Origin of the sequence: Flagellimonas spongiicola, assembly GCF_023502425.1 — a bacterium.
GTDB classification, from domain to species: domain Bacteria; phylum Bacteroidota; class Bacteroidia; order Flavobacteriales; family Flavobacteriaceae; genus Flagellimonas; species Flagellimonas spongiicola.
In genome coordinates, this window is record NZ_JAMFMA010000001.1 from 384,860 (window position 1) to 399,945 (window position 15,086).

A 15,086-nucleotide genomic window follows, 5' to 3' on the forward strand; every position below is an offset into this window, starting at 1 on the left:
ATTGACAATCTTGAACACCGACTAAGGTGTTTCATGATGGTTGGTTTAGTTGGTTAGTTTGATGGCGCGCTTCTACATACTTCAACGTAGAGGCGCGCTTTCTTTTAGTCCTGTTCTTGAAGTGTTTTTATTTCGTCCCGAAGTTTTGCTGCTTCCATAAAATTGAGCTCCTTGGCAGCCTTTTCCATGGCTTTTCGTTTCTCACGAATCAATTTATCCCGTTGATCAGGGGTCAAGTATTCCAAATCGGGTTCTGCCGCACGCAATTCTTCTTTCTGAAAATGATAGGTAGACACAGAATTTTTGGCCAATGCATTATCAAGCGTTTTGTTCAATGCCTTTGGGGTAATTTTATTTTCTGTGTTATAATTGATTTGCTTTTCGCGACGATAATTGGTTTCATCTATTGTTTTTTGCATGCTGTCCGTGATGGTATCGGCATACATAATCGCTTTTCCATTTAGGTTCCTTGCTGCTCTTCCGACGGTCTGTGTCAAAGAACGATTACTTCTTAGAAAACCCTCTTTATCTGCATCCAATATGGCTACTAAGGAAACTTCAGGTAGATCCAATCCTTCCCGTAGTAGATTCACACCTATTAGTACATCGAATAATCCTTTACGTAAATCTTGCATAATCTCAACGCGTTCCAAGGTGTCCACATCACTATGTATGTAACGGCATCTGATATTGATACGTGCCAAATACTTAGCCAATTCCTCTGCCATTCTCTTCGTCAAGGTGGTGACCAAGGTACGCTCATCCAATTCAACACGTTGTTGAATTTCTTCCACCAAATCATCAATTTGATTCATACTTGGACGCACTTCGATAATGGGGTCCAAAAGACCTGTAGGGCGAATTACCTGCTCCACATACACCCCTTGGCTTAACTGTAGCTCATAATCTGCTGGGGTGGCGCTAACATAAATTGCTTGGTTCTGCAATGCTTCAAATTCCTCAAATTTCAAAGGTCTGTTGTCAAGAGCGGCAGGTAGTCTAAATCCATAATCCACCAAATTCTCTTTGCGACTTCGGTCGCCTCCATACATGGCATGAACTTGGGGTATCGTGACATGGCTTTCGTCAATCACCATTAAATAGTCATCCGGAAAATAATCCAAAAGACAGAATGGCCGTGTTCCCGGTTCCCTGCCATCAAGATATCTGGAATAATTCTCAATTCCGGAACAGTAACCCAATTCTCGAATCATTTCCAAATCAAAATTGGTACGTTCCTCCAAACGTTTTGCCTCTAATGGCCGTCCAACTTCCCTGAAATAATCAATCTGTTTTAGCAAATCGTCCTGGATCATATGAATGGCATTTTGCAGGATATCTGGGGAAGTAACGAACATATTAGCAGGGTAAATATTCAGCGAATCGTAGATTTCAATCACTTTGTTGTTAAAGGGGTCAAGCGCTTCGATCTCCTCGATTTCATCACCAAAAAAATGGATTCTGAATGCATGGTCTGCATAACCAGGGAATACATCCACTACATCTCCCTTAACCCTAAAGTTGCCATTTCTAAAATCTGCGGTGGTTCGTGAATATAGACTCTGGACCAATAGTTTTAGGAATTTCGTCCTCGAGATGACTTGATCTCGTTGTATAGAAATCACATTTTTTTGAAATTCCACAGGGTTCCCAATACCGTATAAACAAGATACTGAGGCCACCACCAAAACATCCCGCCTACCTGATAAAAGAGATGAAGTTGCACTTAAGCGCAATTTTTCAATATCTTCATTGATGCTAAGGTCCTTTTCAATATAAAGTCCGCTAGTTGGAATGTAGGCTTCAGGTTGATAATAGTCGTAATACGAAACAAAATACTCGACGGCATTGTTCGGGAAAAACTGCTTGAATTCCGAATATAACTGTGCTGCCAATGTTTTGTTATGCGCTAAAACCAAGGTTGGTCTTTGCACACGTTCAACCACATTGGCAACAGTAAACGTTTTTCCTGAACCGGTTACACCCAAAAGGGTCTGATGTGGTTCCCCTTCTTGGATTCCGTCTACCAATTGTTGTATGGCTTGGGGTTGATCCCCCGTGGGTTTGAAATCTGATACGACTTGAAATTTCATAGGTTAAAAATACTAAAGGGAAAGGGCAATCGGAAGTGTAGCGATCTTATCTTTTTAACGAAAAATGACCCTTTACTTCTCGATTCATATCATCCGTTGCAGAGAACCAATATTCACCAGCAGGAAGTGGTCTACCTCCATAATTTCCGTCCCAACCTTGCGAGTTTTGATTTATTACGGATAACAACCGGCCAAACCTATCAAATATTCGGATATCTCGCAGAATAATCTGTATACCTTCAGTGGGTTGTATGAATTGCCAAAAGTCATTAATACTATCCCCATTTGGGGTAAAGAATTTCGGAAAGCCTTCTACGGTAAGATCCTGCACAAAAAGTTCACTTACAGTTCCACAACCATTTTTATCTCTAACATAAAACGTATGGGTACCAGGCGAAACTGGATTGAATCTGTTGCTATCTTGATATGGGCCGTTGGGGTCATCAATGGCATACTCGTAATCTCCAATTCCTGATACATCTACCGTTACATCAAAACCTAAAGCAGTGTCCACTGCGGTAATTCCATCAATGGTTGCAACACTGCTTGATACTACCTCAAAAATCTGAGTAACCGGACATTCAATGAATTCCCCAGACTGTGAAATGATGTTATATGCTTCATAGCGATAGCGTCCATTTTCATTGATAGCAACATCGGCTGTGTCTGAAATCAGTATTTCGTTATCAAAATCATCAATTTGGTACCAGCGATAGCCATCTGCTAAGTCTGGTGCCGTAAAATTGAAAGGCACTTCATTGGCACAGAATGAAAACACTTCCTGTAAATTAGTTGCTGGGCTAAAATCGACAAAATCACCTGTACTCGGATCCAAATATGGCCCACATCCCAAAACCGTGGAAAAACTTTCCTGCCCACAACCAATAGCATCCCCTGCGGCATTAAAGGGTACAATGCGCACAAAAAAGCTTTGATTGGGTGGAAAATCAATCACGAAGGTTGAATTGGTCGCGAATGCTGTATTATTTAGGATATCTGTACCATCAGGTGTGGATCCTATGGTTACGCGATAGCCGGTAGCCCCAGGCACTGGTAGCCATTCCAAAAATGGTGTTAGGGGTACATTGATTTCCCCATTAAATGGGGTTACCATGGTAGTACACCCTGGTATAGGGGCCAAAATTCCGGTCTGAAAGCTAATTTCAACGCAGCTAGTAGCATTACCAATACTGTTGTAAGGAATTACATTTACATAAATGGTGGTACTGGCAGGTAACTCTCCAGGTGGATTAAATAGCAAGGTGTTCCCAACATCCGTTGGCGCAACTATATCGGTTGCACCAGGAGAAGTTCCAAGTGATACGATATATCCAGTGGCTCTTGGTGCATAAAACCAGGATATATTCGAAAAAACACTAACGCTTGTGTCGCCATCCATTGGCGTTCTATACAACACACATGCTGGAGCTGTGGTTACGTTTTCGGTAGTAAATGTTTGGCTATCGCATACGATATCTATTCCACCTTGAAATAGAAAATCCAAAATTATGGTAACGTAAATGGTAGTATTGGAAGGCAGACCCAATGGTGGTGTATACGAAGTAGCACTTCCTACTGAAGCGTCTGTGATTTCACTGCCACCTGGTGTGGTTCCCAAACGAATGCGGTATCCAGGTACACCTACAGCGGCATTCCATGTGATTGAAGCATCAACAGGGACCCCCGTGGCACCATTTACCGGACTAAGTAAACTTGGACAGTCTTGAGCAAGTATTGGCGTTAACGCGCAAAACGCGATAATTTGTAGCAATTTTTTTAACATTTCAACTAAATCTAAACTTCGGTTACCTCATAATTTCCAATCAATCATCGTTTTAAAGTAAAATGTCCTTTAAATATACGCCCATCTTCTAAATTAACCTTAAACCAATAATCGGAAGCTGGGAGTTCATTATTGTTAAAAGTACCATTCCAACCTTGGGATTCCGGACTTACCATGGCCATTAGCTTGCCGTAGCGATCAAAAATGGATATCTGACTATTGGCCTGAAATTCCTTATTAATACCAATAATCTGCCAGGTATCGTTAATATTGTCGCCATTTGGGGTAAAGAATTTAGGGTAGCCAATCACGGAAAATTTACCTTCTGTGATTCCACAATCGTTTTTGTCCTGAACATAAACCTTGTGAAAACCGGGTTCCACATTTTCAAATATTGTGGCATCTTGGTAGTTGATTCCATCCAAGGAAAATTCGTAATCCCCATCACCAGAGACCAATACTTCTACGATGTTGTTGTCCGATAAATCTTTTACTACAATATCCTCAATCAAAGCGCTGTTGGAAGGGATGATTTCAAAATCTACGGCATTGAAGCATTGAAAGACACCCTCAGCAGTAATGTATTCGTATCCTACTTCCAAAGAATAGGTGCCTAGGTCAGAAATCATGAGGTTTTGGGTGTTGCCAACTTCAGTAGGACCTGAACCCGTTATACGATACCATCTATAAAGGTCGTAACCTGCGGGCGCTTGAATTGGTAATGGAGCACCATCAGTGCACCACAAAAATGATTCATTAAATGTGATGGTAGGTGTTGGATTGACAGTTAAATGGACCCGTTCAATGTTTAAACAGGCGTTGCTATTTTCAATCCGGGTATATATTGTTGTGGATGAAGAATTAAACTCACCAGAAACTGGATTTTGTTCTAAAATAGCATCATCAAGATTCGTATAGAAAGCAATATCCATGCTACTGTATTCGGAGTCTTCGATTGCATTTAAATCAAAATTACCCTCCAATAAAAAATCTTCTGGGATGGAATCGCATGCATAAAATGTCTTGTCATTTGCAGGGTCCAAAATTACATCACGTACCACCAAATGGAGTTGACCGGTATTGGAGCAACCATTGGAATCAACGATTTCATAAAAGATGGTTTGATTAAAGGGGGTAGTATTTGTATAACCAATGGGATTTGTAATAGGATTGCTGCTAATATAATCCGCTGGTGTTTCGTAGAAGGTATAGGAATTACCATCCTTAGGGAATGTTTCTTCCAAGTTAAAAGGCGTCAAACCATCAGGAGCACCAAATTGAACAACATCACACTGCGTCAAAGTGACATCAGGTGCATCAGGAATGGGGTTTACAGAAACAAAGGCTTCTCCAATAATTGGACAAAGGCTAGGGTCGATTGGAACAATTTCCAAACTATATCTTCCTGAATCTGTGGCTGAAGCGTTGATAACTGTGAGTATATTACTGTTGTTTACTATTGGGGTTCCGTCTTTCTCCCAATTGTAGGTTGCGTTGACAACGACATCCGCTTCAAATGAGAATTCTTCACCTTCACAAAGCGCTTTTGACGTGCTTTCCGTGCCGTCATCATTTTTAATGATAGCCACGCGGTCAAAATAGGACTGGATGAAAGGAGGTAATCCTTGGGTAGACCTAGCCGTTCCAAGAAAAATTGCATTATGCACATAGGAGGCATCTGTTCCCAACTCATTTGGATTCTCGATTACGCCTAAATAGTTGGTTCCGCGGACGTAATTTTCTGCAATGGTTCTGTAAATTTTTCCGTTTTGCCCAAGCTGCAAGGCACCACGGTAAATGGCCCGACGGTCAATTTCAATTTCAGAACTTGAAATGTCTGGCGCGGTCATGTCGTATTGCAGCAAAGAGGAAAAATGTCCACCCTCTTGCAGTGCGGGTTGATTGTTGGAAGTGTGAACGTATAAAAATTGTTGATTGGGAGAAAATTCCAAACCATAAGGGATTTTGTTTGGCGCAGTTACCCTAATCCGTTCCTGATTGGAGACCATTCCATTTGTGGTATCAAAATCATATAAATACAGGCCAAAACCCATATTGGCACTTGCCAATTTTTTTCCATCGGCAGAAAATTTCAAATAGCCTCTTGGGTCTAAAATCTCTAAATCTGTAAAAGTGGAAGATACCGAAGTGGTGTTGACCCCTGTAGGTGCAACTTCAAAGGCGTGATAGGTATCAAATGGACCTTCACCTCCATTTACGGTTGCCAGTGTAACCACCCAGATGGATTCATCGGAACAGTCTTTTAGGACCGCTGTGATTTTTTCAGAGCAGTCTGCCAATAGGTTCACATTCTTCTGCGTGATGGCACCAAGTCCACCGTTCAATGTCATGTCCACCTCCGAATAACTGAGCCCGCGATCAGGGTCGTCTTCAAAGGTGGCGGTATCTACCGTAAATATGTATAGAATGTTCGGGTCTTGTGGTTTTTGCACCACAATAGCGGATTGGGTACTGGAAGGGTCGCCAAACAATCCATTCCCGTTTTGCATAACATTATGCGATGCATCGTAGACTGTTATACCATCAGTATAGAGGATAAGATTTCCAAGCGCGTCCGAAATGGAGGCGCAACCTTCAAATGTACTTATCCGACCATCAGAAATTGGTGATACGGTGCCGTCATTATTAAAGGTAATTCCAGCACTTCGACCAAAATACCAATTGGAGGTTTCCCCTTGTGCAAAAGCGCTCAAAGGAAGTAATACCAATAGTAAAAATGTAATGTATCTATATAGCATTCAAGGGATAACAGTATCTCACAAGATACTATAAATCCCGTTTTTTCAACAATGCGTATGATAAATAGATGAAAAGTGCCGTCCAAAAGATCACAATGAGGAATTCATACCAGTAGACTTGGTAATCAAAACTCATATCCTCACCAATTTGTTGTCCAATGTTTTGGACCGCTGATAATCGCGTAAATGGTTCCTTGATTAGATTTTGCATCGACTCCAAAGGAAGAAAGTTCTTGATGTTCTGTGCAATTTCCCAAGTGGTGAACTTCCATCCTAATATTCCGAATATGATTTGTTCCAAAATCACCCACAGAATGAGGAAACCTAAGGCAAAGGCGGAACGTTTAACGAATATTCCCAGAAAAAGACAAAAGGAGAAGAATCCTACCAATTTGAAGAAAAATGCAAAAACATACTCCAAGTCAGAGAAAATAATCGACAATTCGTTATAGTCCGAATAAATCAACCCTAAAATCATGGAAACCACAAAAACAAAGACTGTGGATATCAATGAAAACGATATGACCGTCAAGAATTTGGAGGCAATGAACTCCTTTTTTGAAAGGCCGTCAATCAAGTTTTGTTTAATGGTTTTATTGCTGTATTCGTTGGCCATCATCGAAACGATTACAATAGCCAGGAACAATTTAAAAATGGCGGTGACAAAGGTGTTGAAATGCCAGATATAGGGAAAGTTGAATATACCCTGTTCGGCCAAATGGAACTTAACTGGGCCAATATCGAACTTAATTGCTGCAATCAGGGCAATGGAAGTCAAAAGGATAAAATAAGATGTGATTAAGATCTTACTGGCCCTATTGTTCCAAAGCTTTATGAATTCTATTTGTAGTAAGCGTACCATTGGTTTTTTGATTAGTTGTTTTTGGTAAGGGTAAGGAATTGTTCTTCAAGACTTTCTTTGCGTTTTACAAGATGTGATAGCACAAGTCCTTTGTCATACAGCATTTTGTTCAGCTCTTCTGCCTGCATTTCCTCCTTTAAATATGCGGTCAACGTTCCATTCTCTTGTGTGATTTTTCCGAAACTTGCACTCTTTTCAAGCAGTTCTCGTAGTTTATCCATCGCTGTGGTCCTGAGCTCAAAGAAGCCATGACTGGCCATCATGCCATCCACAGGTCCGGAATAAAGTTTTTCTCCCTTTCTAAGGATTACAACATGGGAACAAACTTTTTCTACTTCATCCAAAAGGTGGGAAGCCAATAGAATGGTGGTTCCTTTGGCCGCAATTTTCTTGATGATTTCCCGGATCTGATGAATTCCTTGGGGGTCAAGTCCATTGGTGGGTTCATCCAAAATGAGAATTTCTGGGTCATTTAATAGGGCAGAGGCTATCGCCAAACGCTGCTTCATACCTAAAGAATAGGTTCTGAACTTACTGTCTTTACGATCTAATAAGCCTACAAGTTCCAGTTTCTCCTCGATTTTAGTTTCAGGAACCTCCTTGATTTTACAGACCAGCTTCAAATTCTGTACTGCGGTCATATAAGGGTAGAAGTTCGGACGTTCAATTATGGCCCCGACTTTTTTCAAAGCTTCATGCGTGGAGGTATTCCCCTCAAACCAGCAAAAGCTCCCTGAAGTACGATTGACCACATTAAGAATTATCCCAAGCGTTGTGGATTTACCACTACCATTGGGACCTAAAATACCATAGACATTTCCTTTTTCGATAGTAAAAGATAAATCCTTTACAGCGGTGAGGAAGCCGAATTTCTTGGTAAGGTGTTGTACGGTTAGTATTGTTTCCAAGACGGAATCGTTTTTTGATTAGTTTATAGTAACTTGACGAGGTATAGCCGAATTTGTTACAAATTAGGGAAAGAATGTCCGAAGAAAAATTGATGTCCAAGAAAAAACCCGCCTTTCCGGTCAATAAAAAGCTGGATGGTTATTTGCATCGATACAGCAGAAAAATAGAGATTCCCATCTTTTATGAGGATTTGTTACGATTTGCAGGATCCGTTGTGGTTTATGATGCTAATGGGGAGGATACCCTTTGGGTAAGGGTGTATTATTCGGATTTTGACCGTGAAGAAATTGACGCTAGTTTAAAGAAGGTGTACTCTATTTTGCATTCCGATGGTGGTGATCGCATATTGGAGTATTTGAACGTAGATGCTGTGGATTACTGCACTTTTGGCAACTCCAAACCTTTCCGTATCAAGGTGCGTAACATCTTGAATGACAACTATACTTATTTCTATGTGAAAAAAACTGATGCTTCACGGGTGTATGGTTTGGAATTGGAACACATGCTTTCTCCATACAACCTCAATTTTTTGGTGTACGGTGATACTTTGATTGAGGAACATATCGCCGGAATTCCAGGAGATGTATTCATTGAGGATATGTTACCTAAATGCAGCGAAGCTGAAAAGGCGCAATTGGCCAAGGAATTTGTGAAGTTCAATGAGCGCTGTATGATACGACTACTAGGTGATATGCGTTCCTACAACTATGTGATTGTACCCGTTCACGATTTTGATCATGTGGTTTATAAGATCAGGGCCATAGATTTTGACCAGCAGTGTTTTGAGGGTAAATTAAAAGTTTATCGACCACAATTTTTCAAGGAAAACTATAAAATGGTAGAATTGGTCCGGTCCAAGTTGCAAAAACATTCCGTGGATCAGTATAAGATTGAGGAACGCTCTATAGTTGCCAAAAGGATAATCAGTTCTGGTAATCGAATAAAGCGATTAGTGGGCATCAGCAAGACCGATCATATTTCCTTGGATGAAAATATTGAGGCGCTTAAACTGCAGATATACGATCTTACGAAGGATATGAACTTTAAGCGCTGCTCCACTATGGGTGAGGTACTGTCACTTGCACTTGATTTTGTCAAACGTAATTATCAAGATGTAAATATGAACAAGATTTTTGATAGCTAGACTTCAGACTTCAGAAATCAGACATTAGAGTTCAGTTAACTAAAATCTGACAACTGAATTAAGATATCTGTGTTATGACTAGTGGTAATTAGCTTTTCTGCTCCTTATTAAAGTAAACAAGGTAGTAATACATCTGACGTTCTTCATCCCATCCTTTTTCAACAAACTTCTCTGCTGATTCTGGATTAATGAAATCCATCTTAATCTGAATGTTGGTGTCCAGATTGATTACATTTTTGATTTTTTTGCGTGCATCTGAAACGGCCTTGTTCGCAATATCGAAGTTTGACACATCTTCAATGCTGTACTTAGGGCCTTTTTCTACTTTGTAATGTTTGAACTCTGGAATCAATTCCGGGTTTTCCATCACCTCATTTAAAAAAGAGGTTTCTTCAAACTCGTCGTTTTTGGCAAAATGGTTTACTGCACGGTTCATGAACAGTACCTCTTGTTGCTTATCCTCCGCAGGTAACACCACATCTTTGGCGAAGTTCTGGCAGAATTTCAGATAATTCTTGGTGTAGAAATTTTCATCTGTCAACGGCGATAATCCCAAAAAATTTTCTATCCAATATTTAGCATCATACCGATTGCTATCCACGGAAAGTACTTTGTATCCTTCTTCTTTATTGGTATTAAAAACTATGCAGCCTTTATCCAATTTGTTGATATTGATTCCTTGTTTGATTAGGATGTCCAGATTGGCTCCATCTTCTTCAAATTGAAGAAAATCATGTTTAAGTTCACTTTTAAAAATCCCAAGTGCGTCCACTTTCTTGTTATCTAGCACCATGTCGGAAAAATGGACAACGTACACCTCTCCACTTTTAATATGGGGATGATTTGATTGCTCAAATAAATGCGTTGTGATTTTTTTAGAGTGTTCGTGTACATTGGAAGCATCCTCGAAAATCGTAACCACCGATTTAAATACTTCATTAAACTCCAAATCCACTTCATGGTCAAAACGGTAATAGTTCTCTTCTTTTTCTCGAAATGGTTTAAAGAAATATTCCTTCAATAAGCCAGACATCTCATCATTGAGGCTAAACGGCTCTTGGGATAAAAAAATGGATTCGTTCTTGCTTTTGTTGCCAACACGGTGCAAAGACACGCTTTCGATTTGGGCAGGATATAGGTTTAGCATTATACAGGATAGGCGTTATGGTTGGCGATTAATTCCAGTTCTCGTCAAAATCAAGGTCGTCGTAACTGTCCAAGGAATCATCAAAATCGATGGATGGCTTGGATTCAAATTTTTTCTCTGGGGGAGAATCTGGTAACTCGCCAAAACTAAAGAGTACATTTGGATAACTTCTGCCATCTTCTTTTTCAACAATATCGGCCAGTTCCACGAAAAAAGTCCACATGCTGAAAAAGTCATAGACATAAATCATTTTTGGGTTACTTTCGGTAAGTACATCATCCAAGGCGGTTTCATTCATGAGTCGCACGTCAGAGCCAGTTTCACTCATATCGAAAAGCGCAAATTCTTCCTCCTGATTCCATTCTTCGTCGCAAGTATAAAAGGAGGCCATTTCGCTTCCACCAAAACCAAATGCCTGGGTAATGGCATTATGGAATTCTTCCAAAGATTGGGAATTTTCAATTTCCAAATCCCTGAAAATATCTTCTTCAGCATCAAGAATCACCCTGATTTTATAGATCATTCAGCATCATTTAAAGTAAAGGCAAATGTACAATAAATAGTCCTTTATTTAGAAAATCGGTGTAAGGTAAACGTCATTGCGGCCAATAAGAAAAAAGCACCTACTTGGTGCAATACGCCCAACCACAATGGAACTGCAAGAATCAATGTAAGTACCCCTAAAATAAACTGCAAACTTACTAATAGCAGTAAGGCTTTAATTCCTTTGACTTGCTGGATAGTTTTATTGAAGTTTCTGGATTTGTACCAAATGGCTATTACAAAACCGACCACCAGATAGGCTAAATAGCGATGGATGAATTGTACGCCACTTTTCCCTTCATAGAAATTTTTGAGCAATGGATTTTGTTCGATATAGACGGTTTCATGAATCAATTTACCTTCACTCATCAATGGCCAATGGTTGTGTATGAACCCAGCATCCAACCCTGCAACAAAGGCTCCCCAAATAATTTGAATCACAAGCAACACCAAAGCTACTCGAATAAGGTTTCTAAAGGATTTTTGTATTTCCCGCTTTTCCGGGTAAATGAGGTCCAATGCGACCCACAGACTATACGCAAAAGTTAAAAAGGCAGTAGTCAAATGTGCTGCCAATCGATAATGGGAAACGTCTGGACGGTCAATAAGCCCACTTTTGACCATATACCACCCAAGAAAACCTTGAAAACCGCCTAAAAAAAGTAAAACCAAACACTTTCTAACGGTAGGTTTGTCAAGTCTTTTTCGGATCAAGAAATAGAGAAAAGGTAGTATAAATACAATACCTATAAATCTGCCAATTACACGATGTAACCATTCCCAAAAGTAGATGCTTTTGAAGTCTTCAAGGGTAAAATGGTAATTGAGTTTTTGGTATTCTGGATATTGTTTATAGAGGTCAAATGCTTCTTCCCATGCTTCTTCACTCATTGGGGGAAGGGTGCCGGTAATTAAGTTATAGTCAGACATGGAAAGTCCAGAATGCGTCAATCTAGTAATGCCGCCTACAACGACCATGATAAAAATCAAGGCGCAACCTGTTAACAACCAATAAACTACATATTTATTCTTTTTCATCATCAATAGGAATTAAATCAAGTTCCTTTCCTTTTTTCAACATAAACTGATAGGCTGCGCTATATTCATTAGGAATCTCACCTTCTAGAATTGCTTCTTTGATGGCATCCTTAATTATACCAATTTCCTTGGAAGGAGATAAATTAAACGTCTTCATGATTTCCTCACCGGAAACGGGTGGTTGGAAATTTCGAATATGATCTCGTTCCTCAACCTCTACAATTTTTTGACGTACAATCTTGAAGTTGTTTTTGTATTTCTTCTGCTTGCGCGGATTTTTTGTTGTGATATCCGCTTCGCAAAGCGTCATCAAGTCCTCCACATATTCTCCAGCGTCAAAAACCAATCTTCGGACGGCAGAATCGGTGACATGATTTTCAGAAAGAATAATAGGTCTTGAACTCATCAAAACCATTTTTTGGACGAATTTCATTTTATCATTCAATGGCATTCGAAGCCTTTTGAACAATTTGTAGACCATTTTAGAACCAACAAACTCATGTCCATGGAAGGTCCATCCGATTTTTTTATGAAAGCGTTTAGTTGGTGCTTTACCAATATCATGTAGAAGAGCGGCCCAACGCAGCCAAAGATTGTTAGTGGTCTGTGCAATATTATCCACGACTTCAAGCGTATGCCAAAAGTTGTCTTTATGTCGCTGACCCTCGACCTCCTCTATGCCCTGCAAAGCAGTTAACTCCGGTAAGATCAATGGTAGCAATCCAGTTTGATGCAGTAATGCGAAACCAATGGATGGTTTAGGACTTGCCAAAATCTTATGCAGTTCGTCCACAATCCGTTCTTTGGAAACAATTTTTATGCGGTCCTTGTTTTCCAAAATTGCTTGAAGCGATTTTAGTTCTATTTCAAACTCCAATTGTGTGGCAAATCGGATGGCCCGCATCATACGCAAAGGGTCGTCTGAATATGTGATGCCCGGCTCTAAAGGGGTTCGAATTGTTTTTTTGGATAAATCTGTAATGCCATCGAATGGATCTACTAATTGCCCGTAATTTGCTTTATTTAAGGATAAAGCCATTGCATTTATGGTAAAATCCCTACGATTTTGATCATCTTCTAGGGTACCATCTTCAACTACGGGTTTTCTACTACCCCGATTGTAACTTTCCTTGCGGGCGCCCACAAATTCCAATTCAAGATCATCTGTTTTGATCATTGCTGTACCAAAGTTCTTGAACACGGTCACTTGAGGATTTCCCTTCAACTTGGAAGCAACTTTTTCAGCAAGCTTTATTCCACTGCCAATGGCAACTACATCAATGTCTTTTGGTGTGCCGCGATTTAAGAGATAATCCCGAACGAAACCACCAATAACATAAGAGTTAACACCAATTTCTGATGAAGCTTCACCAATGAGTTCAAAAATAGGATGTTGTATGGCTTTTTTATGGAATTCCTGCGTCATGCTACTCCCGGATTACCTTGACCTGGCCATCGTTGCTCAACTTAATAATGGACGATGTGGAAGGATTTTTGTTTTCGTCCGGCAAATTTACCACATAGTCCACTCCTTTTAAAATTTCAGGACTAATCTCATTGAATTGTTTTGGTGTTGGAATACCTGAAACGTTTGCTGATGTTGAAACTATAGGTTTGCCAAATTTGTTGATGAGGTATTGGCAAAACTTGTCAGAAGCTACACGAATGGCAATGGTATTGTCCGAGGCTATTAGATTTTCAGCTAGCCCTTGTGGCTCATCAAAGACTATTGTTGTAGGTTTTGTGGCCAAATCCATAATGTCATAGGCGGCATCTGGAACTTCCTTTACATGTCGTTCTAGCATTGCCTGATTTGCTGCTAGGCATATTAAGGCCTTGCTGTCTTCACGTTGTTTTAAAGCATAAACTTTTTTAACAGCTTCAGGATTGGTTGCATCACAACCAATTCCCCAAACGGTGTCAGTTGGATAAAGAATCAGATTTCCTGCTTTTAAAGCAGCTATGCAATTGTTGATTTGTTCAGTCAAATCGTTCTGGTTTTATGTCAAAATGTGAGGTCAATGCCTCCCACTGCGTTCTATTTTTATCTTCGGTTATATTAGATTTCTTAAGAGAAACCCTTTGTGAGCCCCAAATAGGAATAGGTTCTTTTCCAGTATTTGAAGCTTTTATTGATTTGGTTCCATTCAATAATCCCATAGCTTTGAACCATAAGTCATCTGCTTTTGGGGTCAATTTCAAGAATAGTTCCCGGTCAAACATCGTTTCGCTAAAAGCGCCGATAGGATATAATGTGCCTCCCGCCCCAATTGGTAACAAGGCATCTGGGCGTTTGCAATCCTTTCCGAACGGCCAAGATTTGTAGGGGAGTAATTGACCATCCTTGTACGATATACATCGTGATTGATTTCCTATTATAGCCCTTGGGTTTTCGAGGTGCTGTTGGTATAACTTTGGAAGCCAATCTTTTCGATACATCATATCATCATCACAGGTAACCACAATGGCATCATCGAAAATCTGAAGGGTATCCACCAATTTTCGATGGGAACTTTTGTAATCAGAATATTTTATGGAGAATATTTCTCCTTCAAGTTTTGCTAATTGTTTAGGAATTGTACTTTTCAAATCTTCATGAAGCCAAAGAATGATTTTGTTGGGTAAAACTTCTTGATTTAGAATACTTTTTACCGTCAGATGAACAATGGAGAGCCTAGACGGAATGGAAGCCAATGAAACAATAACTGGGATAGTATCTTTAGCGCGTATTAATTTACTGCTAGTAGCATAGGATAATCGCAATTGATTGTATAGGGATACCGGTATTTCTTTTACCTTCATTAGATT

Annotated in this window: 12 protein-coding genes; 1 reads left to right on the forward strand and 11 read right to left on the reverse strand. The window is 39.9% G+C overall.

Annotated features, from left to right (window positions below):
* Window positions 1-104: 104 nt before the first annotated feature.
* From uvrB to M3P19_RS01910, 5 genes are read right to left on the reverse strand one after another with little or no spacing between them, the layout of a single operon-like run.
* A complete protein-coding gene (gene uvrB, locus M3P19_RS01890) occupies window positions 105-2,093 on the reverse strand; it encodes an excinuclease ABC subunit UvrB (protein WP_249655922.1) in 1,989 nt (662 codons plus the stop codon).
* A gap of 46 nt (window positions 2,094-2,139) precedes the next feature.
* On the reverse strand, window positions 2,140-3,876 hold the full coding sequence (locus M3P19_RS01895; protein WP_249655923.1) for a T9SS type B sorting domain-containing protein: 1,737 nt from the start codon (window positions 3,874-3,876) through the stop codon (window positions 2,140-2,142).
* A gap of 44 nt (window positions 3,877-3,920) precedes the next feature.
* The gene (locus M3P19_RS01900) at window positions 3,921-6,635 is read right to left on the reverse strand and encodes a T9SS type B sorting domain-containing protein (protein ID WP_249655924.1); all 2,715 of its coding nucleotides are present in this window, start codon (window positions 6,633-6,635) and stop codon (window positions 3,921-3,923) included.
* Window positions 6,636-6,663: 28 nt separating this feature from the next.
* On the reverse strand, window positions 6,664-7,497 hold the full coding sequence (locus tag M3P19_RS01905) for an ABC transporter permease (RefSeq protein ID WP_249655925.1): 834 nt from the start codon (window positions 7,495-7,497) through the stop codon (window positions 6,664-6,666).
* An 11-nt stretch (window positions 7,498-7,508) separates the two neighbouring features.
* Window positions 7,509-8,405 carry an ABC transporter ATP-binding protein gene (locus tag M3P19_RS01910; RefSeq protein ID WP_249655926.1) on the reverse strand — a complete coding sequence of 299 codons (897 nt, stop codon included), beginning with the start codon at window positions 8,403-8,405 and terminating at the stop codon, window positions 7,509-7,511.
* A 74-nt stretch (window positions 8,406-8,479) separates the two neighbouring features.
* Here M3P19_RS01910 and M3P19_RS01915 point away from each other — a divergent pair, with 74 nt between their 5' ends.
* Window positions 8,480-9,550 carry a hypothetical protein gene (locus tag M3P19_RS01915; protein ID WP_249655927.1) on the forward strand — a complete coding sequence of 357 codons (1,071 nt, stop codon included), beginning with the start codon at window positions 8,480-8,482 and terminating at the stop codon, window positions 9,548-9,550.
* Between the two features lie 88 nt (window positions 9,551-9,638).
* Here the strand turns inward: M3P19_RS01915 and M3P19_RS01920 are convergent, their stop codons facing one another.
* The 6 genes from M3P19_RS01920 to M3P19_RS01945 are packed head-to-tail and all read right to left on the reverse strand — an operon-like array spanning window position 9,639 to window position 15,080.
* Window positions 9,639-10,697, reverse strand: a complete 1,059-nt coding sequence (locus M3P19_RS01920) for a nucleoid-associated protein (RefSeq protein ID WP_249655928.1) — start codon at window positions 10,695-10,697, stop codon at window positions 9,639-9,641.
* Window positions 10,698-10,725: 28 nt separating this feature from the next.
* A complete protein-coding gene (locus tag M3P19_RS01925) occupies window positions 10,726-11,220 on the reverse strand; it encodes a plasmid pRiA4b ORF-3 family protein (protein ID WP_249655929.1) in 495 nt (164 codons plus the stop codon).
* Window positions 11,221-11,264: 44 nt separating this feature from the next.
* Complete coding sequence (locus M3P19_RS01930) at window positions 11,265-12,281, reverse strand: COX15/CtaA family protein (RefSeq protein WP_249655930.1); 1,017 nt, start codon at window positions 12,279-12,281, stop codon at window positions 11,265-11,267.
* On the reverse strand, window positions 12,265-13,704 hold the full coding sequence (locus M3P19_RS01935) for a CCA tRNA nucleotidyltransferase (RefSeq protein WP_249655931.1): 1,440 nt from the start codon (window positions 13,702-13,704) through the stop codon (window positions 12,265-12,267). Before M3P19_RS01935 ends, M3P19_RS01930 begins: the two co-directional genes overlap by 17 nt.
* Window position 13,705: 1 nt before the next feature.
* Window positions 13,706-14,266 (reverse strand): L-threonylcarbamoyladenylate synthase, encoded by a 561-nt coding sequence (locus M3P19_RS01940; protein WP_249655932.1) that lies wholly within the window; start codon window positions 14,264-14,266, stop codon window positions 13,706-13,708.
* On the reverse strand, window positions 14,259-15,080 hold the full coding sequence (locus M3P19_RS01945; protein WP_249655933.1) for a zinc-binding alcohol dehydrogenase: 822 nt from the start codon (window positions 15,078-15,080) through the stop codon (window positions 14,259-14,261). The genes M3P19_RS01940 and M3P19_RS01945 overlap by 8 nt, the downstream gene beginning before the upstream one ends.
* Between the last annotated feature and the right edge of the window lie 6 nt (window positions 15,081-15,086).

What these genes read in the sequence shown, in the direction of transcription:
- M3P19_RS01895 (WP_249655923.1), bottom strand. Translation starts at nt 3,876, where the DNA reads ATGTTAAAAAAATTGCTACAAATTATCGCGTTTTGCGCGTTAACGCCA.
- M3P19_RS01945 (WP_249655933.1), bottom strand. Translation starts at nt 15,080, where the DNA reads ATGAAGGTAAAAGAAATACCGGTATCCCTATACAATCAATTGCGATTA.
- M3P19_RS01900 (WP_249655924.1), bottom strand. Translation starts at nt 6,635, where the DNA reads ATGCTATATAGATACATTACATTTTTACTATTGGTATTACTTCCTTTG.
- M3P19_RS01915 (WP_249655927.1), top strand. Translation starts at nt 8,480, where the DNA reads ATGTCCGAAGAAAAATTGATGTCCAAGAAAAAACCCGCCTTTCCGGTC.
- M3P19_RS01930 (WP_249655930.1), bottom strand. Translation starts at nt 12,281, where the DNA reads ATGATGAAAAAGAATAAATATGTAGTTTATTGGTTGTTAACAGGTTGC.
- M3P19_RS01925 (WP_249655929.1), bottom strand. Translation starts at nt 11,220, where the DNA reads ATGATCTATAAAATCAGGGTGATTCTTGATGCTGAAGAAGATATTTTC.
- M3P19_RS01920 (WP_249655928.1), bottom strand. Translation starts at nt 10,697, where the DNA reads ATGCTAAACCTATATCCTGCCCAAATCGAAAGCGTGTCTTTGCACCGT.
- M3P19_RS01935 (WP_249655931.1), bottom strand. Translation starts at nt 13,704, where the DNA reads ATGACGCAGGAATTCCATAAAAAAGCCATACAACATCCTATTTTTGAA.
- M3P19_RS01905 (WP_249655925.1), bottom strand. Translation starts at nt 7,497, where the DNA reads ATGGTACGCTTACTACAAATAGAATTCATAAAGCTTTGGAACAATAGG.
- uvrB (WP_249655922.1), bottom strand. Translation starts at nt 2,093, where the DNA reads ATGAAATTTCAAGTCGTATCAGATTTCAAACCCACGGGGGATCAACCC.